Origin of the sequence: Sinorhizobium sp. RAC02, from assembly GCF_001713395.1 — a bacterium.
Taxonomy (GTDB): Bacteria; Pseudomonadota; Alphaproteobacteria; order Rhizobiales; family Rhizobiaceae; genus Shinella.
In genome coordinates this window covers 726,072-750,853 of sequence record NZ_CP016450.1, presented here as the reverse complement: position 1 = coordinate 750,853, position 24,782 = coordinate 726,072, and the positions used below count along the sequence as shown (strand labels likewise).

Sequence of the window (24,782 nt, the reverse complement as noted above, 5' to 3'; positions counted from 1 at the left end):
AATCAGCGCGTAAAGATGGGCATGATCCGCAAATACTCCACCACGCTGCACGGCCATCGCACGAGCTTTTCGCTCGAACCCGCCTTCCATGACGAGCTGAAGGCCATCGCCGAGGAACGCGGCGTCCCGGTCGCAGCACTCATTCGCGAAATCGACGACGCACGCGGCGTCGACGGCAACCTTTCCTCGGCGCTCCGCCTCCATGTGCTGGACTGGCTGAAGCGACAGGCTGGCGACGCCGCGGCTTAATTGACGCCCGGCAGCGAGTCGAAGTTCAGGTTCTGGCCGCTATCGAGCGGTGATAACTCGCCGCCGCGCTCGACGCCGTCTTCAGGCGACACCGGCAGTCGGCGGCGTGTCGCCTCATCTTCCGCTCTTTTGGCCTCTTCGGCAGCACGCTGTTCGGCAAGGCGGCGTGCCTGCTCCTGTGCCTCCAGGAGAAGACGGGCGTCATCTGCCGCCTTGCGGCGGGTGCGTTCGGCCTCTTCCGCGGCCGCGCGGGTCGTGCGCTCCTCATCGGCCCGTTTACGCGCTTCGACGCGGCGGCGTTCTTCCTCTTCCGTCTGAAGACGCATGGCCTCGGCAAGTGCTGCACGCGCCTCCGTCCGCGAGCGGTAAAGGGCAGCTTCACGCCGCAACCGCTGCTTCTCGAGCACATTGGCCTGGAGCGTTTCCACGCGCCGGCGTTCCGTTTCGAAACGGCGAAGCGACAGGTAGTTGGCAAGCGGCTGGACATCGAGTTCGACACCCGGCGCTTCGATAAGGCCGCGATAGGAGAGCGCGACCTCGGGATCGGCGCCGGCAAGAGCCTCGTCGCCGGCCTTGTAGGTGACCGCCAGCTTTCCGACCATCGTATCATTGGCAAGATCGATATCCGCATCGCCGACAAGCGCTGCGCGGCTATCCTCTCCGGTTACGCTCTGGACGCGCAGCTTGCCGCCCGCAAGCGCAAAGGGAATGCGCACCGCGCCCAAAGCCGCCTCGCCCTTCAAAATCACATCGGATGCGAAAGCCGCCACGCGCTCCGCCGTGATATCGCCGTCGAGGCGATCCGCTTCCGCCAGGAGTGCGGGCAGCGCGCCGGTATCCAGCCCGTTCACAACAAGATCGGAGACCTGCACCTCGCCCGAACCGCTCGCACCTTCGACCATGGCGCGCACACTCTTGCCGGATGCGTCGACGGCAAGCGTCACATCTGCCTTGCCCGTGGCAACCGTGCCTTTCGGCCCGGCCCAGACGATTTTCGAAAGATCGGCACCGGAAAGCGTGGCGCGTGCCTCGAACAGCCCGTTTTCCTCCGCATTGGCGACCTTGATCCGGCCGGACAATTTTCCGCCCAGCCAGTCACCGGCCATGTCGGTCAGCGTCAGTTCACCGCCCTTCCAGATGAGATTACTCTTGAAACCTCCCACTGCGCCATAAAGGCCCGGCCAGAAGGATCCTGCCTCCAGGGCAATGGACATGTCCGCAGTATCCTGGAGCGGCTGCACAAGCGGTGCAGGATTCAAGCCGCCCTCGACCATATCCGTCACCGGACCTGCCACCGCTTCGGCGAGAAACGGAAAGTCGACCGTATCGAAGCGCAGCGTGCCCGTGCCTTTCAGCATCGCCGCGGTTCGGTCGAGTGTCAGCGCGCCCGAAAAGGCATTGCGGTCGGCCTCGCCGACAATATCGCTGATCGCGATGGCCTCGGCGCTGGTGGCCACGGCAGCCTGCAAGGTCAGCGGCAGGCCAGCCCCCACCTGCGGCAGGGCGATCGCGTTCATCATCAGGTAGGGTTCGATATCATCGCTCTTGGCGGAAAGAGCCAGCGAACCACTCAGGAAACTTTCCGCCGACAGGGCCGCCTTGCCCTTCGCCGAAATCGAAGTGTTGCCGGCATTGAAGGCGGCCGAAACATCAGCCGGCCCCGCTTCCGGTTGCGCGGCCCGGAATGTCACGCTGGCATCCGGATCGGCATCGAACGGCAGCGGATCGAGCCCGATTTGCCCGGCCAGCACGACGGACTGCGGATTGAAGATGCTGCCGTCCAGCTCGAAATTGCGGCCGCGCAGCAGATCGGCAAGCGTCGCAGCCGACAGTTTCAGTTCAACGCGGCCCTCGTTGACGGGGCCATTCACCGTGACGGTCGCCGGGCCTCCGTCTTCGCCGGAAACGGCGGCCCGGACCGTGAGATCGGCATTGTCGTAGTAGCCGGCATTGGCGACAAAGCGGCTGAGCACGGGATGTGCCGGGAGATGCCGCGACAGAAGGTCCGCGACCGGACGCATCACAGCCGCCTTCACCGTCATGTCGAGCCCGGCGCTTGGCGCGAGAAGCGTGCCCCCGAGCGTACCGCTTGCCGAAAGCTCCACTCCCTCCAGCGAGGCGACCATGAGCCGGTTCAGCGTCAGCAGGCCATCCTTGACGGTAAGGGCGGCATTGACGCCCGAGGCGGCCTCACCAAAGGCGTTGAAACGATCTGCCTTGATGTCGAGCGCGATCGAGTGCTCCAGCACTGTCGAAACGGATGCATCGCCCGCGACGAGGCCGACCAGGGCCTGAAGGGATTCCAGTTCGACTTCGTTGCCGTGCAGTTGGAGCGACAGGGTGGGCGACGCGTCCGCGCGGGATTCCCGTTCCAGTCGGCCCAGCAGCGAGGCCTCGCCAATCGCGATTTCGAGATTTTCAAACCGCTGCAACTCATCCGTCAGGTTCACCTGGGCGGAGAAACCGGCCGTCTTCAGCTTGCGAATTTCAGGATCGACGGAACCGGCAAGCCAGGTCGCAAGTCCCGATGGCTGATTGGAGGCAACCAGGAGATCGCCGACGAAGCCGCGGTTTTCCCGCAGCATCAGCCGCCCTTTTGCTTCAAGCGCGGTGCGCCCGGGCAGAAGCGCATCCGCCCGGTCGATTTTCCAGCCGTCGCCGTCCGGCTTCACGTCGAGACGCACTTCGCGCACCGTCGTATCGCCCACCACCACGGCGGGCAGGAAGAGGCTCGCGCGGCCCGGCACCTGCGGGATCGGGATATCGGCGGCAATGGCGAGCAGCGCCTGAAGCCGTTGGCGGACGGTGACCTGCGGATTGCGGCCAGTCTTGCCCGCCTCGCCGCTGTTGCCGATGCGGCTGACATCGATCTGCTGGCCATCGGCGATCAGCAGGAATTCCGGCGCGCGGCCGGTATCAAGGGTCGCCTCGCCGGTGACGACATAGGGGTCGTCCCGCGGCCCGGCTTCCAGACGGTATTCGGGGATGCGGATGCGTTCGTTGGAGAGCTCGAACTTGCCGGCGACGCGGATCGGCTCAGGCGCCCCCTCGCCCTTCGGCCGCGGCTTTTCCGACAGGGTGAAGGCGCCGTCATAGAGCGGGCGGAAATCGACAACCCTCAGCGCGCCGTCGAGATCGGCGGTGAAGGAAAGCCGGTCGGGCACCACGCGGGCGCGCATCGAGAGGGCACCGTTCTCCAGTTGCCCGCTCGAAAGCTGGAACGCGCCGCTCTCGCCATCGAGCGCCGCTCGGCCATCGATGCGCCACGGGCCGCCCAGCGACTTGGCCGAAATCTGCGCATCAAGCCCGGTGACATGGCGCGTGCGGCCGGTCTGTTCGTCGACGAACTCGATCTCGCCGCCGCTGATCTCGACATTTTCGAGGATGACGGTGCGGGCCGGAATATCGGATTTCCGACCACGCGCCCAGTCGAGCGTGCCGTCCTGGAAGAGTTTGATACGCGCCTTGGGGCCTTCGATGCGCATGTCGAAGATCAGTGCCTCGCCGGACAAAAACGGCGCCAGTTCCGCATCCATGGAAAAGCGCGCGATTTCGACCAGCGGCTTGCCCTCTTCCGGCGCGCCGACGCGCACGTCGTTGAGTGTCACCGAGGGAAACGGGATGAGCCGCGCATCGACGCTGCCGTGCACGGTGACGGGGCGTCCCATGATGCGGCTCGCCTCGCGCTCGAAATCCTGCCGAAAGCTGGTCCAGTCGACGAAAAGCGGTGCAAGCAGCGCCGCAAAGAGCGCCACGACCACCAAGCCGCCAACGAAGAGCATGATCCTAGAAAGCACGCAGCCTGCCTTGAATTCCGTTTCGTTCCGTCAGGATAACGCGAACGTCCGCTAGAGGGTCGAAAAAATCTTGCCCGGGTTCAGAATGTTGTCCGGATCGAGCGCCTGCTTGATCTGCTGCATGAGCAGAACCGAGCCGCCAAGCTCGCCCGGCAGGAAGGATTGTTTGCCCTGCCCTATACCATGTTCGCCGGTGCAGGTGCCGTCCATGGCAAGCGCACGGGCATTGAGCCGGCCGACAAAGGCCTCGACCTGGGCCACATGGGTGGGGTCCTTGTCATCGAAGACGAGGCTGACATGGAAGTTGCCGTCGCCCGCATGCCCGACGATCGGCGCCAGCAGGCCATGTTCCTCGATATCGGCCTCGGTTTGCGCCACGCAGTCGGCGAGCCTGGAGATCGGCACGCAGACATCGGTCGCGATGACGGAGTAACCCGGCCGAAGCGCCTTGGCCGCCCAATAGACATTGTGCCGCGCCTTCCAGAGCTTCGCGCGCTCCTCGGCATCCGAAGTCCACTGAAATTCGCCACCGCCGCATTCCCCGGCAATCGCGCCGAATTCCTCAGACTGCAGGCGAACACTGTCCTCATTGCCGTGGAATTCCACGAACAACGTCGGTTGCTCCGGCAGCGTGAGGCCCGAATAGGCGTTGCAGGCCTTGATCTGCAGGGTGTTGACCAGCTCGATCCGCGCGACGGGGATGCCGAGCTGGATCGTCATGATCACGGCATCGCAGGCGTCCTTCAAGGTCGGAAAGCCGCAAATGCCGCCAGCGATGACAGACGGAATGCCCTGGAGGCGTAGCGTGATAGAGGTCAAGACGCCGAGCGTGCCCTCGGCACCGACGAAGAGGCGTGTCAGGTCATACCCCGCCGACGACTTTCGCGCACGGCGGGCGGTGCGGATTTCCTCGCCGGTTGCCGTCACGGCGGTCACGGCCAGCACGTTGTCCTTCATCGTGCCGTAGCGAACGGCATTCGTGCCGGAGGCCCGTGTCGAGGTCATGCCGCCGAGCGAGGCATTGGCGCCCGGATCGATCGGGAAGAACAGGCCGGTATCGCGCAGATAGGTATTCAGCTCCTCGCGGGTGATGCCCGGCTCGACCGTGCAATCGAGATCCTCGGCGTTCACCTCCAGCACGCGCTTCATATTGCTGAAATCGATGGAGATTCCGCCGTGCGGCGCATTCACCTGCCCCTCCAGCGAGGAGCCGGTGCCGAAGGGTATGACCGGCACCTTTAGTTCCGCGCAGAGACTGACGATCGCCTTCACCTCTTCGGCAGTCTCGACGAACACGACACCATCGGGAAGCTGGGCGGGGATATAGGTCGTGGTGTGCGCATGCTGGGCGCGGATCGCTTCGCCGGTCTGGAAACGTTGGCCGAAACGCTCGGCAAGACGCGGCAATATCTCGGCAATGCCCTGCTCGTTGCGCGTGCCACTCCTGATATCCGCCAATGCCATCGTCATACCCTCACTGCCTGTGGGGTTTACTCAGCAAATTGGCGCCCGGCTGTCCAGCAGCAATATCCGATCCTCATCAGCATTTCCGGCCGCGACTGTCCGGCCGTCACTCCGCCGGTTGCGGCAGGGCGCCGTCGCCGCCCTTGGAAAGGGTCTCGGCGTGCTGCAACTCGGCGGCAAGGCGCCGTTCCTCGTCGGCGTGCGGGCTGGTAAAGCGGGCGATCACCAGATAGGCGACGGGTGTCAGGTAGAGCGTGACGACCGTCGCAAGGCCAAGGCCACCGACGAGCACCCAGCCGAGCGAGACACGCGCCTCCGCACCCGCGCCGCTTGCCAGCACCAGCGGCACGGCACCGACGACGGTGGCGATCATCGTCATCATGACCGGGCGCAGGCGGATGTTCGAGGCGTTTTCGATGGCACTGCGGATATCCTGTCCGCGGTCGCGCAGCTGGTTGGCAAATTCGACGATCAGGATGCCGTTCTTAGCCATGATGCCGACGAGCAGGACGAGCCCGATCTGGCTGTAGATGTTGAGCGTCGTGCCCGTCAGGATCATTGCGAAGACGGCGCAGGCAAGCCCGAGCGGCACCGTCACCATGATGATGATGGCGCTGACGAAGCTCTCGAACTGCGCGGCCAGCACGAGGAAGATGATGATGAGGGCGAAGCCGAAGGTGACGGCAAGGCCGCTCGAATTCTCCTGCAGCGTCGCCGCTTCCGCCATCGGCATCAGGCGCGAGCCTTCCGGCAGCAGCGGCTCGGCCATCTCCTGCACCATCGCAAGCGCATCGCCGAGTGCAAGGCCATCCTTGAGACCGGCCGAGAGCGAAACGGCGCGCAATTGCTGCTCGCGCGAAAGCTGCGGCGCGACGGCCTTCTCTTCCAGCGAGGCGATCGAGGACATCGGTACGATCTTGCCATCGCCGGTCTTCAGGAAGATGTTTTCGAGATCCATCGGATCGTTGATCGGCTGGGTCGTCGAGGAGAGTTTGACGGGATAGGCCTGCCCCTCGACATAGATATCGACGACGCTCGTGCCTTCCAGCATCGCCTGCAAGGCCGTGGACAGGCCGGTAATGTCGATGCCGAGGTCGGCGGCACGTTCGCGGTCGATCGTCACCGAGAGCTGTGCCTGGTTGGCCTCATAGTTCAGGCGCACGTTCTGGAAGCGACCGCTGTCCTCGATCTTGCGCACGAGTTCGGCCGCGGCGTTGCCGAGCTTGGTATAGTCGTTGCCGACGAGCGCGACCTGGAGGCCGTTGCCGGCGCCGCGGATGCCGAGACTGTTCGGCTGCATGGCGAAGGTGCGCACCGAAGGCACTGTCGCGACCGCCTGGTTGATATCCTGCACGATCTGCTGCTGCGCGCGCTCGCGCTCGCTCCAGGGTGCCAGCGTCAGCACCATGAAGCCGCTGTTCGAAGACCCACCCTGCCCGGAAATCGAGAAGATGTTGACGATCTCCCCGCTGTCGTAGAGCGGACGAAGCTTGTTCTCGATCAGCTTCATCTGGTCCTGTGCGTATTCGAGCGACACGCCCTGCGGCGCATTCACGCGCAGCATCACCATGGACCGGTCCTCGCTCGGCGTCAGCTCGGACTTGATGGTGAAGAAGGAGGTCGCGCCAGCCGCGGTGAAGAGCAGCGCCACGATGAAGACGATGAAGGGCGCACCGAGGCAAGCGCTCAGCGTCGAGCGATAGAAGCGCGAGGCCGCGCCGCCGATGCGGGCAAGCACGCCCGTGTGCTCGTGCGTCATGTCCTTCGTCAGCATGCGGGAGGCAAGCATCGGGCACAATGTCAGCGCCACGAACGAGGACAGCAGAATGGCGAAAGCCAGCACGAAGCCAAACTCGCGGAAGAGCCGTCCCGCCTGGCCCGGAAGGAAGGAGAGCGGAATAAAGACGGCTGCCAGTGTCGCCGTCGTCGCAATCACGGCAAAGAACACTTCCAGCGTGCCGAGGATCGCCGCCGCGCGCGGCTTCAACCCCTCCGCCCGCCGGCGCACGATGTTTTCCAGCACCACGATGGCGTCGTCCACCACAAGGCCGGTCGCCAGGACGATGGCCAGCAGCGTCAGGATGTTGACGGAGAAGCCGGCCATGTAGATCGCCGCGATCGTACCGATCAGCGCGATCGGCATGCTGATCGTCGGGATCAGCGTCGCCCGCCAGTCGAGCAGGAAGAGGTAGATGACGAGCGTCACGATCAGCACTGCGACGACCAGCGCGATCTCCACTTCGTGGATTGCGCCTTCGATGAAGACGGCGTCGTCGCTGGTGATCTTGATCTCGGTGCCTTCCGGCAGGATGGTGCCGAACTGCGCCACCATCTGCTTCACGCCGGTGGAAATATCCAGCGTATTCGATTGCGCCTGACGGATGATGCCGAGCCCGATGCCCTGTCGCCCATTGGAACGCAGCGCGGTCGAGCCCTCGTCCGGCCCCAGCGTCACCATCGCGATATCGCCGAGGCGCACCCGGTTCTTGATCATCAGGTTTTCGAAGTCGGCCGGCTTGGTGAGGTCTGCCGTCGCCCGCACAGTGATATCCTGGCTCTGGCTCTTCAGTGAGCCGGCGGGCACGTCGAAGGAGGCGGTCGCCAGCGCATTGCGCAGGTCCGCCACTGTAATGCCGCGCGCCGCCAACTTCGACTGGTCGACGTCGACGCGAAAAATCTTCTCCTGGTCGCCATAGACGACGACATCCGCGACACCCTCGACGGAGGCGAGCCTGTCGGTGATCTCGTTTTCGGCAAGCAGCGTCAGGTCTTCCAGCGACTGGGTATCGGAGGTCAGTGCGAGACGCATGATCGGCTGGCTGTCGGCATCCGCCTTGACGACGCGCGGCTCCTCGGCGCCGTCCGGAAGCTGGTTCGATACGCGGCCGAGCGCATCGCGCACGTCATTCGCCGCCTGGTTGACGTCAGTCGTATCGGAAAATTGCAGGGTAACGCGGCTGCGGCCGAAGGACGACTGCGAGGAAATGTCCTTGATGCCTTGCACGCGCGAGACGGCACCCTCGACAACGTCCGTCAACTCGCGATCGACCGTCTCGGGCGAGGCGCCCTCGAACTCGGTGGACACGCTGATCACCGGCTGATCGACGGAGGGAAGTTCGCGAATTTCCACGCCGTTGAAGGCGGCAAGGCCGGCGACGACGATCAACGTGTTCAGCACAAGCGCGAAAATCGGCCGACGGATGAAGAGTGCGGTAAACCCCGCCTTGCCGGACGTATCGAGCCCGTTCGCGTCCCCCGACATTACGAGCCCTCCGCCACGGAGGACGTTGCCTGGCGGTCCTGCTCGGCGGTGCGCACCGCGCCGCCGGGACGCAGCGTCTGCACGCCTTCGGTGACGACCTGATCACCCTCGGCAAGTGCTGCCTTCACCAAAACCTTGTCGGGATTGCGCTGGACGATATGGACCGGCACGCGCTCGACCTTCTCGCCGGCTACCCGCCATATGTAGGAACCATCCGAACTCCACTGCACTGAGAGCGGATCGACGCTCGGATAAAAATCGCCGGCGAAGAGCATGTTGACCTGGAAGGACATCCCGGCGCGCAGCACATCCTCGGGATTGTCGATGCGGGCGCGCACACGGAGGGTGCGGCTTTCCTGGTCGATGCGGTTGTCGATCGCCTGCACCTCGCCCGAGAAGGTTTCGCCCGGCCGAGCCACGGCCGTCGCGGTGATATCGCCGCCGACACGCACGCTCGTTGCAAAACGCTCCGGCACCCAGAAATCGACGAGGATTTCCGAACGGTCATCAATGACGGCAATCGGGCTCGACGTCGTAACATAATCGCCGGAATTGACCGAGATAATGCCGACCACGCCGCCATAGGGTGCAATGATATCGCGCCGGCGCAGCGTCAGTTCGGCATTCTGCAGCACAAGTTCAGCCGCCTTCAGCGCGGTTTCGGCATCCTGCAACTCCGCGACACTCATGGAGGACTTGAGGTTCTGGATACGCTTGAGCTTCTGGTCAGCGCTTTCACGCGCCACGCGCGCCTGGTCGGCGGCGATGCGCTGTTCGTCGCTGTCGAGACGAGCGATGACCTGCCCCTGCTCCACCCGGTCGCCGGATTTGACCAGCACGTCCGTCAGGTTACCGGTCGCATAGGGCGTCACGGTGACGGTGCGGATCGCCTCGCCGTTGCCGATGGCATTGAGCCGGTCATTGACCACGGCCATGGCGACAGGTTTCGTGGCAACGAGCACCGGCCCGCCGCCGAAGCCGCCGCGCCGGCCGCCCTGCTGTCCGCCGTCCGCCTGCCCCTCGCTCGCAGGAGCGATCGCGGCAACGAGCGTGCTCGGCAGGCCGGCGGCCTCGAGCATGTCGTTTGCCCCAGGCACGAAGCGGCCCCAGAGCAAAACCCCGGCCGAAATGACGCCAAGGCTTATGAGGAGCTGTTTCCAAACCCGCATGCAATCTCTCTCCGATGAAAGCGAACCGACACCTGTCGAGATGCGGCATAGAGCAAGTATCCTGCTTTGGAAATGAACCGGCAATGAAAGAATCGGATCATTACCGAAATGTAAGATTGGCGGGCCGCTCTGTTACCGAAATGTAAGAAAACGTGGAGAAATCTTCTCTTCCCGCTCCTTTGGCGAGCATGGTCGTGACTGGACCATCCTTGCGCTTGTGATACTTTTTCCACGGCCCGCGTGGCCAAGCCTATTTCAGTATTCTTTCATCAACGCATTGACCGACAGGGGGAAAATCCATGTGTGACGCCTGCGTCATCGAATCCGTCAAGAACCGCATGCTTTCGAGAAGAAGCTTCTTCCGCGCTGCCGCCGCGGGTGCTGCTACCGTTGCCGCTGCCAGTTCCGGTGCATTGAGCCCGGCTTTGGCTCAGGCACCGACGAATGCCACGGACCTCACCCATGAACTCTACGAAGAGTTTCCGACCTTTTTCGGACAGCAGCAGTTCTGGCGTGAGCAGAAGTTCAACTACAAGGAACACAAGTTCAATCTGTTCGAACTGCGCGTCAACGAGCACACCGGCACGCATCTCGATGCGCCGCTGCACTTTTCCGAAGACGGCAAGTCGGTCGCCGAAATCCCGGTCTCCGATCTCGTCGTGCCGCTCGCCGTCATCGACATCCGCGCGAAGGCCGATGCCAACCCGGATGCACAGTTGACGCCGGACGACATCAAGGCGTGGATCGCCACCAACGGCGACCTGCCGGAAAAGGCCTGCGTGGCGCTCCTCTCCGGCTGGGGCAAACATCTCGGCACGGACAAGTTCCGCAATGCCGACGCCGAGGGCAAGATGCACTTCCCCGGCTTCCATGTCGAAGCCGTGCAGTATCTGGCGGAAAATTCGAGCGCCGCCGGCATCGCCGTCGATACACTGTCGCTCGACTACGGCATCTCGCCGGACTTCGCCACGCACTATGCCTGGCTTGCCTCCGGCCATTGGGGACTTGAAGCTGCCGCCAATCTGGACCAGCTTCCGGCCAAGGGCGCGACACTCATCGTCGGCGCGCCGAAGGTGCGGGGCGGCACGGGTGGCCCGTCGCGCGTCATCGCGCTGGTCTAAACGACATCGGCCGGCGGATTTTCCGCCGGCCTTTCCTTCAGGAGAAACCATGAGCACCGTCAAGCCCGCCGAAGACCTCGAAGCCGATCCGCGCGTCAAGGCGGTGTTCGACGACATCCGCACCACCCGCAAGTCGGATTTCGTCAACAATATGTGGCGCTACCTCGCCTTTGATCCAGCCCTGCTGGAGCGCACCTGGGCCGAGGTGAAAGCCGTGATGGCGACGCCGTCCACGCTCGATCCGCTGGTCAAGGAAATGCTCTACATCGCCGTTTCGGTGACGAATGGCTGCAGCTATTGCGTTCACTCCCACACTGCCGCCGCCAAGGCGAAGGGCATGACGGATGCGCAATATGCCGAATTGCTCGCCATCGTCTCGCTCGCCGGCAAGACGAACCAGCTTGCGACGGCCCTTCAACTGCCCGTGGACAATGTCTTCGATGCCGACCGCGCAAAGGCCTGAACGGGCGTCGCTTTCCACATTCTTTCGGCTGTCGTTTCCCCGTAGGGAATAAAAGCAGAACAGAAAACTGGTCTTTCGAACCCGAATCACTACATTGAACCGCATGATCAGCGGTTACGACGACATTCCCTTCTTCGACGAAGACCCGCAACTCGCCAAGAAACCCGCAGCGCCGGCGAAACCGGCCGGCGGCGGCATTGCTGCGCGCGCCATGGCAGCACGGGATTCCGGTCGGGCGCCGGACTATCTTTCCGGCCTCAATCCCGAGCAGCGCGAGGCGGTGGAAACGGTCGACGGCCCCGTTCTGGTGCTCGCCGGCGCCGGCACGGGCAAGACGCGCGTGCTGACAACGCGCATCGCCCATATCCTTGCCACCGGCCGCGCCTTCCCCAGCCAGCTGCTTGCCGTGACCTTCACCAACAAGGCGGCGCGCGAGATGAAGGAACGCATCGGGCTTCTCGTCGGCGGCGCCGTCGAGGGCATGCCCTGGCTCGGTACCTTCCACTCCATCGGCGTCAAGCTCCTGCGCCGCCATGCCGAACTCGTCGGCCTGCGCTCGGACTTTTCGATCCTCGACACCGATGACGTGGTGCGCCTGATCAAGCAGATCCTCCAGGCCGAAGGCATCGACGACAAGCGCTGGCCGGCAAAGCAGTTCGCCGGCATGATCGACGGCTGGAAGAACAAGGGCCTCGACCCGGCGCAGATCCCGGAGGGTGACGCCCGTGCCTTCGCCAACGGCAAGGGCCGCGAACTCTACATTGCCTACCAGAACCGCCTGAAGACGCTGAACGCCTGCGACTTCGGCGACCTGCTGCTGCATCCGATCCGCATGTTCCGCGCCAATCCGGACGTGCTGGCCGAATATCACCAGAAATTCCGCTACATCCTCGTCGACGAATACCAGGACACCAACACCGCCCAGTACATGTGGCTGCGCCTCCTGGCGCAGCGCCCCAAGGGCACGCCGCAGAACGTCTGCTGCGTCGGCGACGACGACCAGTCGATCTATGGCTGGCGCGGGGCGGAAGTGGACAACATTCTGCGCTTCGAGAAGGATTTTCCCGGCGCGAAAGTCGTCAAGCTGGAGCGCAACTATCGCTCCACCGCCCACATTCTCGGCACCGCCGGCCACCTGATTGCGCACAACGAGGACCGTCTCGGCAAGACGCTCTTCACTGACCGCCACGATCCCGACGACGACAAGGTCGTCGTGCATGCCGCCTGGGATTCCGAAGAGGAAGCCCGTGCCGTCGGCGAGGAAATCGAGCAGTTGCAGCGCAAGCAGCACAAGCTCAACGACATGGCGATCCTCGTGCGCGCCTCCTTCCAGATGCGCGAATTCGAAGACCGTTTCGTCACGCTCGGCCTGAACTACCGCGTCATCGGCGGCCCGCGCTTCTATGAGCGGCTCGAAATCCGTGATGCCATGGCCTATCTCCGCCTCGTCAGCCAGCCAGCCGACGACCTGGCTTTCGAGCGCATCGTCAACACGCCGAAGCGCGGCCTCGGCGACACGACGATCCGCAACCTGCACGACTATGCCCGCGCCCGCGATATCCCGATGCTGGCCGCCGCCGCCGACATTATCGAGACTGACGAATTGAAGCCGAAGGCGCGCAAGGCGCTTTTCGACGTCGTCACCGATTTCCGCCGCTGGCAGTCGCTGCTGGAAACCATGCCGCATACCGAGCTTGCCGAGCAGGTTCTCGACGAGAGCGGCTACACCGCCATGTGGCAGGCGGACAAGTCTGCCGAAGCCCCGGGACGTCTTGAAAACCTGAAAGAGCTCATCCGCTCGATGGAGGCCTTCGAGTCGCTGCGCGGCTTCCTGGATCACGTGTCGCTTGTCATGGATGCCGAGCAGAACGCCGAACTCGATGCCGTCTCGATCATGACGCTGCACTCGGCCAAGGGTCTCGAATTCGAGACCGTCTTCCTGCCCGGCTGGGAGGAAGGCCTGTTCCCGCACCAGCGCGCGCTCGACGAGGGCGGACGCTCCGGCCTGGAGGAGGAACGCCGCCTCGCCTATGTCGGCATCACCCGCGCCAAACGGCGCTGCCACATCTGGTTCGTCTCGAACCGCCGCATCCACGGCCTCTGGCAATCGACCCTGCCGTCGCGTTTCCTCGACGAATTGCCGGAAGCGCATGTCGAAGTGGCCGAGGTCGAGCAATCCTATGGCGGTTACGGCCGTGGCGGCTACGGCCAGTCGCGCTTCGACAAGCAGGAGCCGTTCCAGAACAGCTATTCGACGCCCGGCTGGCGTCGTGCCCAGACGAACCGCACGGATGCGACCCGAGATAACTGGGGTTCCCGCTCCGGACATGCCGTGGAGCGCATCGGCTATGGTGAGTCCGGGCCGCGCTCGCGCACCATCGACGGCGAACTGGTGGCGAAGTCGACCACCACCGAACCGTCGAAATTTACCGTCGGCGACCGTGTTTTCCACACCAAGTTCGGCAATGGCAATGTGGCGGCGATCGAGGGCAACAAGCTGACGATCGATTTCGACCGCGCCGGCCAGAAGCGCGTGCTGGACGGCTTTGTCGAAAAGGTCTGACGGGACCGCCTGGCGGCCCCTTCATCGGAACATCAGGATGCCCTGCGCATGCCGCCGAGGCGGGCAGTGCGTTCTTCCGGTGTCCAGATTTCGCTTCCGTCGCGGCGAAGGGCACGGCGATTGAGCTGGAAGCGATTCACCAGCTCGCTCAGCGTTATCGCGCCTTCGGCAAGCGACTGGCTGGTGGAGGTGGTGTGCTCCACCATGGCGGCGTTTTCCTGAGTGATGCGGTCCACGTCGCTCACAGCCGCGCTGATTTCCTCCAGCCCGCTCGCCTGTTCGGCGGCAGAGGTCGCGATGGCATCGACATTGTGATCGATCTCTTCGACGAAGCTTCCGATTTCACGCAGCGCCCGGCCGGTCTCGCCGACAAGACGCACGCCATCCTGAACCTCAGCGCTGGAATTGGTGATCAGCGTCTTGATCTCGCGGGCCGCCTTGGCCGAGCGCTGGGCGAGTTCACGCACTTCCTGGGCCACGACGGCAAAGCCACGCCCCGCCTCACCTGCCCGCGCTGCCTCGACGCCGGCATTGAGTGCCAAGAGGTTGGTCTGGAAGGCGATTTCGTCGATGACGCCGATGATCTGGCTGATCTCGCTCGAGGCGGACTCGATCCGCTGCATGGCGCTGACCGTGTCGTTCACGACATTGGCAGAGGTGTTGGCGGAGGCACGGGCATCCTGCACGAGCTTGCGGGTTTCCCGTGTGCGATCGGTCGAGGAGCGCACGGCGACGGTCGCCTGCGTCAATGCTGCAGCCGTCTCTTCGAGGGCGACAGCCTGCCGGCGGGTACGCTCGGAAAGGTCCTCGGCAGCCTTGCGCATGTCCTGGCCACTGCGGTTTTGCATATGCGTCTGGTCCAGCACCTGCGAGAGGGTTTCCTGGAACGCGCTGATCGAGTTGTTGAAGTCGCGGCGCAGCGGCTCGAATTCGGGCACGAACTGGTTGTCGATCGTCATGCGGATATTGCATTCGGCAAGCCGCCCAAGGCCCGCACCGATCTCCTCGATTGCCCGCACCCGCTGCGTCATGTCGGTGGCGAACTTCACCACCTTGAACACCTTGCCGTCGGCATCGAAGATCGGGTTGTAGGAAGCATGGATGTGGACCTTGCCACCACCTTTGGCGATGCGGGTGAACTGGTCGGAAACAAAGTGGCCTTCGGCCAGCCTTTGCCAGAAATGTTTGTATTCCGCGCTCGCCACATAGTCCGGCGCGCAGAACAGCGAATGGTGGCGACCGACGATCTCGGACAGGTCGTAGCCGAGCGCCGACAGGAAGTTCTGGTTCGCCGTCAGGATATCGCCCTTCGGCGAGAATTCGATAACCGCCTGCGCGCGGCCAAGGGCCGTGAGCTTGCCCTCGTCCTCCAGCGCTTTCCGCTTCGCCGCGGTGATATCGGTCGCGAACTTCACCACCTTGTAGGGCTTCTTGCCGCGGAAGACCGGATTGTAGGATGCCTCGATCCAGATCTCGCGGCCGCCCTTGGCGATGCGCTTGTACTGGCGCCGGTCGAAATGCCCCTCGGCAAGGCGGCCCCAGAAGGCGGCATAGTCCGCCGATTTGGCCTCGGACGGTTCAACGAAGATGCGGTGATGCTGACCGACGATCTCCGAAAGCTGGTAGCCGACGGCTTGCAGGAAGTTCTCGTTGGCATGCAGGATTTTGCCCGTCAGGTCGAATTCGATGATCGCCTGAGAGCGTTTCATCGCAGCAAGCACGGCGCGGGCATCCATTCCAAAGTCGAAAGCGGTCACGTGTCATCCCCAGCAGGAAACAGTCACAGAGCCGGCCAATCCGGCAGTCCTATTAGAATTGGCTGAAAATTCTTAGCAATTGCTAAACCAAACTGGTGTTCGGCGTAACATTCAGAAAAAAATCATATGAATGCGCGCTGGAAAGAGCGCGCATAAAAAAACCGGCGCACACGGCGCCGGTCTCATCACAAATATCCGTAAATCTCAGGCGCCCGCCTTGCGGTAGAGCGCCGCGAGCCGTGTGCGCGACGACGGCAGTTCCGGTACCACGACCATCATGGTGATGTGGCCACGCTTGAAGGCATTGAGGAACGGCTCGTAGTTCTGGAAGGCGACGCAGCCGTGCGAGCCCTTCTGACCGCGCAGCAGGTTGGTGTGCGTCAGCAGTCCCGTGCGGTTCTTCGGGTCGCGGCCGTCGATCGATGTCATGCGGATCGCCTCGACGCCATGGAAGCGCCGCTCGCGCATCTTCAGGCGGTAGATGCCAGCCGGCGTCGGGCCGGTCATCTTGACGTGCTCGTAGTCCGGATTGTCACGCATCTTGCCGATGCCGGAATGGGCGCGCAGCTTCGTGCCGTCGGGCATGTAGACGGTCGCGTTGGAGACGTCATAGATCGCCACCCGGGTGCCCTTGCCCGGCCAGCCGGTTGCGCTGCCCTTGCTCTTGAAGAAATCGTTGAACAGCGAGCGCTCCGGCTTCGCGATGGCGACGTCTTCCTTGTCGTCCTGTTTTTCGCGCCGCGTGCGGGCGACCGGCTTTTCTTCCACCGGCTTGCGCTCGATGGTGACGGTCTCAAGCGCCGGCTTGGCTTCCGGCAACGGAATTTCGCTGAGGATGCTCTCCTCGTCGGTCTCCGGCTTCTGCATGACGAGGCCGAAGGGCTGGATATTCTTGCGGGCGGATTCGTCGGGAAGCAGCGCCGTCACCATGGTCGGCTGACCGGTGATCGCCTTTTCCTGCTCGACGGAGCGCTCGGCGCGCGCAACGGCCGCCTCGATGAGCGCCGCCTTGGCCTTCTCGCGTTTGACGGCTGAGGCCAACTGGATGGAAATGCGGCGCTGGTGCGCGACCTGGACCGCTTCGGCGGTCAGCTGCTTCTGGCGGCGTTCGCTTTCAGAAGGCTGCGAAAGCCGGGAGAACTTTGCGATCTTCACCGTGCGCTCGGCACGGTTCCTGTCGGTGACTACGGACTTGCCGTGAAGGGACGCGGCAATCGCCTTCTTGCCTTCCGAAAGCGAGGACACCGCATCCTGCATCGCGCCGAGCGTGGAGACGACGGCCCAGGCGGACCCGGCGATGACGCCGCAGGCAAGCAATGCGCTGAGAAGGATACCCCCGGAACGACCCCGACGGGATTTGGACGCGGAACGCGCGGACTCGTACACAGACGCCATGATACTCGTTACCCGAAACTCGTTACTCGACGCGGCCGCGGAAATGACGCTCCGAAAGCCGTTACGCTGGCGGCGAGCGGCGCGACCTGCGCCGGACCTCTGCCGAACGAGCAAAGAATGACGAAATATGGTAAGCAATTCCTAAACGGCGCCTCGTGTTTTTGAAGGAATCCGCCGGAAGGTCCTCAACATCCGGCAAGGCTGCCTGTCACGAGAATGCGGCAATGACGTGTCGGACCGCCCCGCCTCCCTAGAATTGGGGATGCTGGCCAAGCCAGTCGGTCGCCTTTTCGTAGCTTGCCGCCGCTGCAAGCACGTCACGGTCAGCCCGCGCCCGGCCGATGATCTGGATGCCTGCCGGCAGTCCATTCGCGCCGAAACCGGCCGGCATAGCGGCGACGGGAAGCCCCGCCAGCGTCGGGCCGATCACCACTTCCATCCAGCGGTGATAGGTATCCATCGCCCGCCCGTCGATGGCCTTCGGCCAGTCCAGCTCCGCGTCGAAGGGGAAGACCTGCGCCGACGGCAGGATGAGGAAATCGTAAGTCTCGAAGAGGCCGGCGACATGGCGATGCCAGTCGCTGCGTGCCAGCGAGGCGGCATAGACGTCGTTGGCGGACAGCTGCTGACCGTTCTCGACCTCCCAGATCATCTCCCGCTTCATGCGTGCGCGCCGCGCCGGATCGGCATAGTCCTCCGCCTGCCCGTTGGCGACGAGGAAATGGCGGAGCGTGCGCCAGGTCTGCCACAGCCGCGCCATGTCGAAGCCGGGCGCGACCTCCTCGACCGTGCAGCCAAGCCGGCGGAAGACGTCGAGCGAGGCGCGGCACAACTCCAGCACGCCAGGCTCGAAGGGCAGATAGCCGCCGAAATCGCCGAGCCAGCCGATACGGGCGCCGGAAAGGTCGCGATGCGCATTCAATGAAAGGCTTTCGTCGGTCAGCGACAACGGATCGCGCGGATCATGCCCCGCCTGCGTGGCGAACAGTGCCGCGACATCGGCGACGCTGCGCCCAATCGGGCCGTTCACCGCGAGTTGGCCGAGGAAAAGCTCGTTACCCAGCGATGGCACGCGGCCGAAGGACGGGCGGAAACCGACGACATTGTTGAAGCCGGCAGGATTGCGCAGCGACCCCATCATGTCGCTGCCATCGGCGACCGGCACCAGCCGTGCCGCAAGCGCTGCCGCTGCACCACCGGAGGAGCCGCCAGCGCTCTTGCCCGTATCGTAGGGATTGCGGGTAACGCCGAAGACCGGATTGTAGCTGTGCGAGCCGAGGCCCATTTCCGGCGCATTGGTCTTGCCGATGATGATGGCGCCCGCCGCGCGGATGCGCTCGACATGGATGTCGTCATAATCCGGCACGAAATCCGCATAATTCGCCGAGCCGAAGGAGCAAAGGATGCCCTTGGCCTCGGAGAGATCCTTCACCGCAAACGGCAGGCCGTGCAGCCAGCCGCGATACTCCCCCGCCGCCAGCGCCCCGTCGGCCGCCTCTGCCTCGGCCAGAAGGTCTTCGGCGGGGCGGAGGCTGACGATGGCGTTGATGCGCGGATTGATCGCCTCGATGCGGGAAAGGTAGGCCGCCATCACGCTGCGGCAATCGAGCCGGCGTTCGGCAATGGCGGCGGAAAGGGCAAGGGCGGAAAGGGCGGTAATGTCCTGCAAGGTCGGCTCCGGCATTGGTCTGACAGAAGAGCTAGCAGGCCCGACGGAGGAGCGCCAGCCCGCCTCAGAGCCCTTGGCGGAAGGCCAGCGCGAAAAGCCCGACCGCGGCGAGCGAACCAAGCGTGCGCACATGGTTCCACATCGTCCAGACATCGAGATAGCGCTGCCAGAGAGCCGCCTGTTCGGAGCTGCCGGCGGGGGCCGCGGCCAACGCATTGTTAAGCGGCACGTTGAAGACGATCGTAACGCCGATGACAGCAACGAGGAAGATGAGGCCGCCCGCCGCCGCCATCAGCCCGCCGGCCCCGCCCTGCATGAAACCGAGGACAGCCAGCACCAGCGACAGCAGCGCGCCGCCGAAGAAGGCCGAGAAGAACCAGGGGTTCTGGATGACGACATTGATGGCGTTCATCGCCGCAGCCCCTTCCGCCGGCGTCAGGCGCGCGAAGGCGGCCATGATGCAGACGGAGAAGATGAAGAACAGGCCGGCGTTCAGCGCCGTCGCAAGGATGGCGAGGAAGGTCAGGATGGGAAAGGCGCTTGCCATGATCAGGTCCTCCAGAAACCGGTTTCAGCCACGTCGCGGGCGAAATCCGCAAAATCGCGCGGCGGTCGGCCGAGCACGCGCTCGATGTCATGGGTAAGCGCCTCGTTACGGCCGTCGAGCACCGAGCCGAACAGATAGGTGACGAGCCAGATGACATCCTCCGGCATCTGAGCCTCGCGCAGCATGGCAGCATATGCGTCGATCGTGACTGGCGTATAGGTCACCGCGCGCCCGCCGGCCGCGGAAAATTCCGCCGTCGCCTCGCGGAAGGTCATCAGCCGCGGGCCGGTCAATTCATAGGTCTTGCCGGCATGCACCTCCTCCGTCAGCGCCGCCACCGCAACGTCGGCGATGTCGCGCGTATCGATGAAGGGTTCGCGTACCGTCGCCGAGGGCAGGACCAGTTCGCCGGCAAGGATCGGCTCGGCAAACAGGCCTTCGCTGAAATTCTGGAAGAACCAGCTGCCGCGCAGCACCGTCCAGGCGATGCCGGCCTCCTTCATCGCCTCCTCGCTGACTTCCGCGGCATCCTCGCCGCGTCCCGAAAGCAGCACGAGGCGCGTGACGCCCGCTTCCGCGGCCAGGCGAGAGAACCGGCGAATGTCGTCGTCCGAGCCAGGTACGGCGAGGTCCGGCTGATAGGCGATGTAGGCGGCCTCGACGCCCTCCAGTACCGCCGACCAGCCGGAGGCGTCGCGCCAATCGAACGGGATCGCCGCCGAACGCGACCCCATCCGCACCTCATGCCCCTTTTCGCGCAGCCGCTCGGCGATCGGCCGTCCCGTCTTGCCCTCGCCACCCAGAACCAGAATGCGTGTCATCCGTTCATCCTCCAAAATATGAGCAATACTCATGTTTGCAAAATGTGAGGAATCCTCGTATTTGTCAAGCGTGATTTGAATGGGCCGTGGAGAAAGCGATGAACGACACGCAGATGCGCCGCGCGCCGAGCCAGAAGCGCAGCCGCGAACGGGTGGACGCCATCCTTGCCAATGCGACGGGGATGATTGCCGAAACGGGCAGCGACGCGCTGCGCATGAGCGAGCTTGCCCAGCGCACGGGCATCTCGATCGGCTCGCTCTACCAGTATTTTCCGGACAAGAGCGCCGTGGTGCGAGCGCTGGCCGAGCGCTGCAACGAGGACAGCCGCGCCTGCATCGCCGAAGGTCTCGCCACCGTGACCAGCATGGACGATCTCGCCACCGCCTTCGGCGCGCTGATCGACACCTATTACGCGATCTTCCTTGGCGAACCCGTCATCCGCGACATCTGGTCCGCCGTGCAGGCGGACGGTGCGCTGCGCGTCATGGAGGTGGAGGAAAGCCGTCGCAACGGCACGCTGCTTGCCGAACGGTTGAAGGCACTGCAGCCGGCCGGCGATCCGCAGACGATCGACGCAACGGCCCTCCTCGTCATGCATCTCGGCGAAGCGACGATGCGCCTTGCCGTCTCGGTCGCGCGGCCGGAGGGTGATGCGCTGGTCGAAGCCTACAAGCACATGGCGATCCGGCAATTGACGACGCCGTAAGTCGCGCGCCCGGACGCTCGATACGTAGCTAGCCGGGCTTTCGCCCTTCCAGAACCTCCGCCGCTTCGAGCAGCGTGGCGAAGAGATAGGACATCTGGTCGCTGCGCGTTTCGCCATACCATATCTGCGGCACCATCACCCTGAACCGGGTTTCGAGCAGGTCGGCGAGCGCTTCGGTGTCGCCCATCCATTCCAGCGTGTCGGCATAGAGGTTCATCACGCTCGGCGCGGGAAAGCGGGCGAGCAAGTCCTCGAAGCCCCGTTTCACCAGATCGGGATCACACAGCGTATCGGCAAGTTCATGGTCGCCGACATCGGTGTTCGCCTGCTGGATCAGTGCATAGAAGCCGAGGCCGAAACGGTCCTTCGTCCGCTCCGCGGCACGCCGCGCAAAGTCTTCCAGATCCTGTGCGTCGCGGCCGAGCCAGCGCGGCATGATCATGCGGGCATGCGAGCGGCAAAGGTCTATGTTGTAGCGGTCGAGCAGCAAGGCCCGCTCGAAGCGCGCCTTGAATGTTTCGAAATCGCCCTCGTTGGCCGAGCGTCGATAGTCGCTGATCCGCCAGCTGAAATTCTCGGGATCGGCATGGCCGTCGAGCACGTCGTCGGCCTCCTTCAGCAATTCCTCATAGCCCTGCCACTGGTCGGCCCGCACATCGCGCCCCCAGCCGGTGCCGCGCCGCACGAAGGCGGTGACGCGCAGGGCATCGGCATAGGTGGCGGCGGAAAAGGCCGAGGGGCTGCGATGGAAGAAATCCCGGAACGGTTTCAGCATGTCTTCATGCTCCGGCGCAGCCGCCTCATCATCCGGCAGCGCCATGAAAGGCTCGAGGAACCAGTCCTTGACGAGCGAATAGAGTGGCTTGCCGTTGTCCGCGATGACGCCGCTTGCCCGCGCGGCCTCGAAAGCCTGGTGGTAGACCTCGAAATCACCCCTGTGCCAAGCCGCGCGCATGGCATCACGCTGTGGAATGAGGGCCGGCATTTCGTCATGCAGATCGATGAGGTAGAGGTCGTAGTCGCGGACCAATTGCTCTTCCGGGGAGAGTGGCGTTGCCGGTGCGGCGCCTGCGCCTGATATCCTGCTGCGAAACCTGGCAAAAATATCCTTGAAACCCATGTGATCCGTTCTCTGCTCCAAGCGGCAAGCCCTGTTCGGCACCCGCAGTCGCGGGTCATAAGGCAACGGATGCGACCCGCGCACTATTCGCCGGCCATCACCGATTTTTGAAGAGCACGTACCCTTTCCAACCGTCCATCGTGCACCATCTAATGAATGGGATATGCACGGATGGGTGATGGTCATGCTGACGACGCTTGCCTTGCTGATGAGCCTGACGGCTGGTGTCGAGATCGCCGCTACCTCCGCGGAGGAGGTGGATGTCGAACTGGTGCTGGCGGTTGATGTGTCCGGATCCATGGATCTGGAAGAAGCGCAGGTGCAGCGCGCCGGCTATGTGGATGCACTGCGGCACCCCGATTTCGTCAATGCTGTACGCGAGGGCCTGACCGGCCGTATCGCCATCAGCTATTTCGAATGGGCGGGCACGATCCAGGACAGTTCGCACCTGCCCTGGCAGATCATATCCAGCCCCGAGGAAGCCAATGCCTTCGCCGCACGGCTGGAGGCGCGCCCGATCGCCACGCGCCGCGGCACGTCGATCTCGGGGGCCATCGCCTATGGCGCAAAACTGTTCGATGCCAACAGCTATTCCGGCATGCGCCGCGTCATCGATGTTTCCGGCGATGGCCCCAACAATTTCGGCCCACCGGTGACACCGGCGCGGGATGCCGCGACCGCACTCGGCATCATCATCAACGGGCTTGCCATCATGATCCGGCCCTCGGCCGCCTATGGTTCGCTCGACGATTACTACTCCAACTGCGTTATCGGCGGTCCCGGCGCCTTCGTGCTGCCGGTGCAGGAGCCCGAGGACTTCGCCATCGCCATCCGCCGCAAGCTGATCCTGGAGGTCTCCGGCGTCGAACCGCCCGCCCGCGTCATCCGCACCGCCGGTACGGACGCCGATTGCATGATCGGCGAGAAACTGCGGCCGAGCAGTATGGACCGCTACTATCCTGAACTCGACCGATAAAGGCCTGTTCCACCCGAAACAGCGCCGCCCAGTCCCTTATGCGACAGTGAACCTACGGATGAAATGGTTCATCCCTTCACTGGAAGAGAGGAGACTGAAATGCGCAAATTCCTCATGTCCGCCGTTGTCGCGACCATCGCAGCGGTATCCTTCGCAGCCCCGTCGCAGGCCGGCGGCTTCTACTTCGGCTTCGGTGGCGACCACGGCTGGGGCGGTCATCACCGCGGTTATGTCACCCACTACTACGGCCACCACCGCCACTGCTTCTGGAAGAAGATCAAGCGCTATGACAGGTGGGGCAACCTCATCGTTAAGCGTTTGAAAATCTGCCGTTAAGATCAGGCGCCGCCGCGATTTTCCATCGGATATCCGCCCTGCCCCGGCCGCGCTGCGACCGGGGTTTTCCCATTATCGAAGCGGAGTGTTTTCTCAAGCTATTCCTTTTGCACGGAAATCGTGCTTATATTGAATGAACGTTCAGCAAAATAAGGGGAGCACCATGAACGAGATGATCCGCGATATCAGCGTTCCGAATGACTGGGACAGAAGCGGGCTTCCGGGTTGGTGTTATCATAGCCCTGCCCTGCTGGACCTCGAAAAGCAGCATGTCTTTCGCGAACACTGGCAGATCGCCTGCCATGTCTCCGATATTCCGGAGCCCGGCAATTACCTCACCATGGATGCCATCGGCGAACGCGCGCTCATCCTGCGCGGGCAGGACGGCGAGGTCCGCGCTTTCCATAACATCTGCCGCCACCGCGGCTCCCGCCTCGTCGCCGACGACAAGGGAACCTGCCGCAACGCGCTGGTCTGTCCCTTCCACGGCTGGGTCTACAATCTCGACGGCACGCTGCGCGGTGCCGCGCGCCCCAAAAGCTTCCCGCCGCTCGACAAGAACGAGTTCGCGCTGAAATCGCTCGAATGCGAGATCTGGCAGGGTTTTGTCTTCGTCCGCTTCGCGCCCGGCCCGCAGCCCTACGTCGCCGAGCTGATGAAACCGTTCGAGCAGGAGCTTTCCCACTACCGCTCTGAAGACATGGTGCCGGCTGGTGAAATCTGGACGCAGGAGACACCGGTCAACTGGAAGTCGGTGCGCGACGTCGACAACGAGGGCTATCACGTCGCCATGGCCCATCCGGCTTTGCAGGACCTCTACGGCTCCACCTACTATGACGAGCCTTTCATCAATGGTCTTTGCCGCTCTTTCGCGACCTACAATCCTCATGCCGGCCGCCGCTGGAGCGTGCGCAACTATGTGAAGATCTCGCAAGAGAATCCGCACCTGCCGGAACAGTTGCGCAAGGCCTGGATCTATTTCGGCCTCTTCCCGAACTGCGTCATCGCCGTCACGCCGGAGACCGTGCAATTCTATCAGGAATTTCCCGTCGCTGTCGGCAAGACGATGCTGCGCGGTGGCATCTACCGCCACCGGGAAGAGGATCGCGCACATCGCCTCGCCCGCTACCTCGCCTTCCGCATCGATCGCGACACGCAGGCCGAAGACGTACAGCTCACCGTCTGGTCGAACGAGGCCATGACATCAAACGCCTTTGCCGGCTTCTACCTCTCCGACCTCGAATACGGCGTGCGCACCCATCATGACCACCTGCGCAAGGTGCTGCCGGTGATGACCCTGAAGGACGCGCCGGAGGAAAAGGCGATGGCGGAAACCAATGCCGGCCTGAAAAGCCCGGACTAGGTT

18 protein-coding genes are annotated in these 24,782 nt (G+C 63.7%); 8 read left to right on the top strand and 10 right to left on the bottom strand.

Annotation, left to right across the window (positions count from 1 at the left end; all coding sequences use genetic code 11):
- Positions 1 to 21 precede the first annotated feature (21 nt).
- Positions 22 to 249: a ribbon-helix-helix domain-containing protein gene (locus BSY16_RS03470; RefSeq protein WP_069061345.1), complete on the top strand. Its 228-nt coding sequence runs from the start codon at positions 22 to 24 to the stop codon at positions 247 to 249.
- Here BSY16_RS03470 and BSY16_RS03465 read toward each other — a convergent pair.
- The 4 genes from BSY16_RS03465 to BSY16_RS03450 form a co-directional block, all read right to left on the bottom strand.
- Positions 246 to 4,046, bottom strand: coding sequence for an AsmA family protein (locus tag BSY16_RS03465; protein WP_069058382.1), 3,801 nt, complete (start codon positions 4,044 to 4,046; stop codon positions 246 to 248). The genes BSY16_RS03470 and BSY16_RS03465 overlap by 4 nt on opposite strands.
- A gap of 51 nt (positions 4,047 to 4,097) precedes the next feature.
- Positions 4,098 to 5,510 (bottom strand): FAD-binding oxidoreductase, encoded by a 1,413-nt coding sequence (locus BSY16_RS03460; RefSeq protein ID WP_069061344.1) that lies wholly within the window; start codon positions 5,508 to 5,510, stop codon positions 4,098 to 4,100.
- Positions 5,511 to 5,616: 106 nt separating this feature from the next.
- Entirely contained in the window at positions 5,617 to 8,772 is a 3,156-nt protein-coding gene (locus BSY16_RS03455) for an efflux RND transporter permease subunit (RefSeq protein ID WP_069058381.1), read from the bottom strand.
- Entirely contained in the window at positions 8,772 to 9,941 is a 1,170-nt protein-coding gene (locus BSY16_RS03450) for an efflux RND transporter periplasmic adaptor subunit (RefSeq protein ID WP_069058380.1), read from the bottom strand. The genes BSY16_RS03455 and BSY16_RS03450 overlap by 1 nt, the downstream gene beginning before the upstream one ends.
- 299 nt (positions 9,942 to 10,240) lie before the next feature.
- Between BSY16_RS03450 and BSY16_RS03445 the strand changes: the two genes are divergently transcribed.
- From BSY16_RS03445 to BSY16_RS03435, 3 genes are all read left to right on the top strand, one after another.
- Complete coding sequence (locus BSY16_RS03445) at positions 10,241 to 11,062, top strand: cyclase family protein (protein WP_069058379.1); 822 nt, start codon at positions 10,241 to 10,243, stop codon at positions 11,060 to 11,062.
- Between the two features lie 49 nt (positions 11,063 to 11,111).
- Entirely contained in the window at positions 11,112 to 11,525 is a 414-nt protein-coding gene (locus tag BSY16_RS03440; RefSeq protein ID WP_069058378.1) for a carboxymuconolactone decarboxylase family protein, read from the top strand.
- Positions 11,526 to 11,628: 103 nt separating this feature from the next.
- Complete coding sequence (locus BSY16_RS03435) at positions 11,629 to 14,088, top strand: ATP-dependent helicase (RefSeq protein WP_069061343.1); 2,460 nt, start codon at positions 11,629 to 11,631, stop codon at positions 14,086 to 14,088.
- A 32-nt stretch (positions 14,089 to 14,120) separates the two neighbouring features.
- On the opposite strand, the gene BSY16_RS03430 is transcribed toward BSY16_RS03435, so the two are convergent.
- From BSY16_RS03430 to BSY16_RS03410, 5 genes are all read right to left on the bottom strand, one after another.
- Complete coding sequence (locus tag BSY16_RS03430) at positions 14,121 to 15,824, bottom strand: methyl-accepting chemotaxis protein (protein WP_069058377.1); 1,704 nt, start codon at positions 15,822 to 15,824, stop codon at positions 14,121 to 14,123.
- Between the two features lie 225 nt (positions 15,825 to 16,049).
- Entirely contained in the window at positions 16,050 to 17,240 is a 1,191-nt protein-coding gene (locus tag BSY16_RS03425) for a DUF2778 domain-containing protein (protein ID WP_083242817.1), read from the bottom strand.
- Positions 17,241 to 17,490: 250 nt separating this feature from the next.
- A complete protein-coding gene (locus BSY16_RS03420) occupies positions 17,491 to 18,909 on the bottom strand; it encodes an amidase (RefSeq protein WP_286157177.1) in 1,419 nt (472 codons plus the stop codon).
- A gap of 64 nt (positions 18,910 to 18,973) precedes the next feature.
- The gene (locus tag BSY16_RS03415; RefSeq protein WP_069058374.1) at positions 18,974 to 19,456 is read right to left on the bottom strand and encodes an anthrone oxygenase family protein; all 483 of its coding nucleotides are present in this window, start codon (positions 19,454 to 19,456) and stop codon (positions 18,974 to 18,976) included.
- A gap of 2 nt (positions 19,457 to 19,458) precedes the next feature.
- Entirely contained in the window at positions 19,459 to 20,277 is an 819-nt protein-coding gene (locus BSY16_RS03410) for a Rossmann-fold NAD(P)-binding domain-containing protein (protein ID WP_069058373.1), read from the bottom strand.
- 98 nt (positions 20,278 to 20,375) lie between these two features.
- On the opposite strand from BSY16_RS03410, the gene BSY16_RS03405 reads away from it, so the two are divergent.
- Positions 20,376 to 20,984: a TetR/AcrR family transcriptional regulator gene (locus BSY16_RS03405; protein WP_069058372.1), complete on the top strand. Its 609-nt coding sequence runs from the start codon at positions 20,376 to 20,378 to the stop codon at positions 20,982 to 20,984.
- Between the two features lie 28 nt (positions 20,985 to 21,012).
- Here BSY16_RS03405 and BSY16_RS03400 read toward each other — a convergent pair whose 3' ends face one another.
- Entirely contained in the window at positions 21,013 to 22,104 is a 1,092-nt protein-coding gene (locus BSY16_RS03400) for a hypothetical protein (protein ID WP_150129860.1), read from the bottom strand.
- A gap of 184 nt (positions 22,105 to 22,288) precedes the next feature.
- On the opposite strand from BSY16_RS03400, the gene BSY16_RS03395 reads away from it, so the two are divergent.
- The 3 genes from BSY16_RS03395 to BSY16_RS03385 all read left to right on the top strand — a co-directional run bounded on the left by BSY16_RS03395 (position 22,289) and on the right by BSY16_RS03385 (position 24,779).
- A complete protein-coding gene (locus BSY16_RS03395; RefSeq protein ID WP_069061342.1) occupies positions 22,289 to 23,080 on the top strand; it encodes a DUF1194 domain-containing protein in 792 nt (263 codons plus the stop codon).
- 99 nt (positions 23,081 to 23,179) lie between these two features.
- Entirely contained in the window at positions 23,180 to 23,416 is a 237-nt protein-coding gene (locus tag BSY16_RS03390) for a hypothetical protein (protein WP_069058370.1), read from the top strand.
- A 163-nt stretch (positions 23,417 to 23,579) separates the two neighbouring features.
- Positions 23,580 to 24,779 (top strand): aromatic ring-hydroxylating oxygenase subunit alpha, encoded by a 1,200-nt coding sequence (locus BSY16_RS03385; protein ID WP_069058369.1) that lies wholly within the window; start codon positions 23,580 to 23,582, stop codon positions 24,777 to 24,779.
- The last annotated feature ends 3 nt before the right edge of the window (positions 24,780 to 24,782 follow it).

Bases quoted from the DNA above. Each gene is read 5' to 3' on its own strand.
- BSY16_RS03440 (WP_069058378.1), top strand. From the start codon at position 11,112: ATGAGCACCGTCAAGCCCGCCGAAGACCTCGAAGCCGATCCGCGCGTC.
- BSY16_RS03470 (WP_069061345.1), top strand. From the start codon at position 22: ATGATCCGCAAATACTCCACCACGCTGCACGGCCATCGCACGAGCTTT.
- BSY16_RS03455 (WP_069058381.1), bottom strand. From the start codon at position 8,772: ATGTCGGGGGACGCGAACGGGCTCGATACGTCCGGCAAGGCGGGGTTT.
- BSY16_RS03450 (WP_069058380.1), bottom strand. From the start codon at position 9,941: ATGCGGGTTTGGAAACAGCTCCTCATAAGCCTTGGCGTCATTTCGGCC.
- BSY16_RS03385 (WP_069058369.1), top strand. From the start codon at position 23,580: ATGAACGAGATGATCCGCGATATCAGCGTTCCGAATGACTGGGACAGA.
- BSY16_RS03430 (WP_069058377.1), bottom strand. From the start codon at position 15,824: ATGGATGCCCGCGCCGTGCTTGCTGCGATGAAACGCTCTCAGGCGATC.
- BSY16_RS03415 (WP_069058374.1), bottom strand. From the start codon at position 19,456: ATGGCAAGCGCCTTTCCCATCCTGACCTTCCTCGCCATCCTTGCGACG.
- BSY16_RS03400 (WP_150129860.1), bottom strand. From the start codon at position 22,104: ATGGGTTTCAAGGATATTTTTGCCAGGTTTCGCAGCAGGATATCAGGC.
- BSY16_RS03395 (WP_069061342.1), top strand. From the start codon at position 22,289: ATGCTGACGACGCTTGCCTTGCTGATGAGCCTGACGGCTGGTGTCGAG.
- BSY16_RS03390 (WP_069058370.1), top strand. From the start codon at position 23,180: ATGCGCAAATTCCTCATGTCCGCCGTTGTCGCGACCATCGCAGCGGTA.
- BSY16_RS03405 (WP_069058372.1), top strand. From the start codon at position 20,376: ATGAACGACACGCAGATGCGCCGCGCGCCGAGCCAGAAGCGCAGCCGC.
- BSY16_RS03410 (WP_069058373.1), bottom strand. From the start codon at position 20,277: ATGACACGCATTCTGGTTCTGGGTGGCGAGGGCAAGACGGGACGGCCG.
- BSY16_RS03445 (WP_069058379.1), top strand. From the start codon at position 10,241: ATGTGTGACGCCTGCGTCATCGAATCCGTCAAGAACCGCATGCTTTCG.
- BSY16_RS03435 (WP_069061343.1), top strand. From the start codon at position 11,629: ATGATCAGCGGTTACGACGACATTCCCTTCTTCGACGAAGACCCGCAA.
- BSY16_RS03425 (WP_083242817.1), bottom strand. From the start codon at position 17,240: ATGGCGTCTGTGTACGAGTCCGCGCGTTCCGCGTCCAAATCCCGTCGG.
- BSY16_RS03460 (WP_069061344.1), bottom strand. From the start codon at position 5,510: ATGGCATTGGCGGATATCAGGAGTGGCACGCGCAACGAGCAGGGCATT.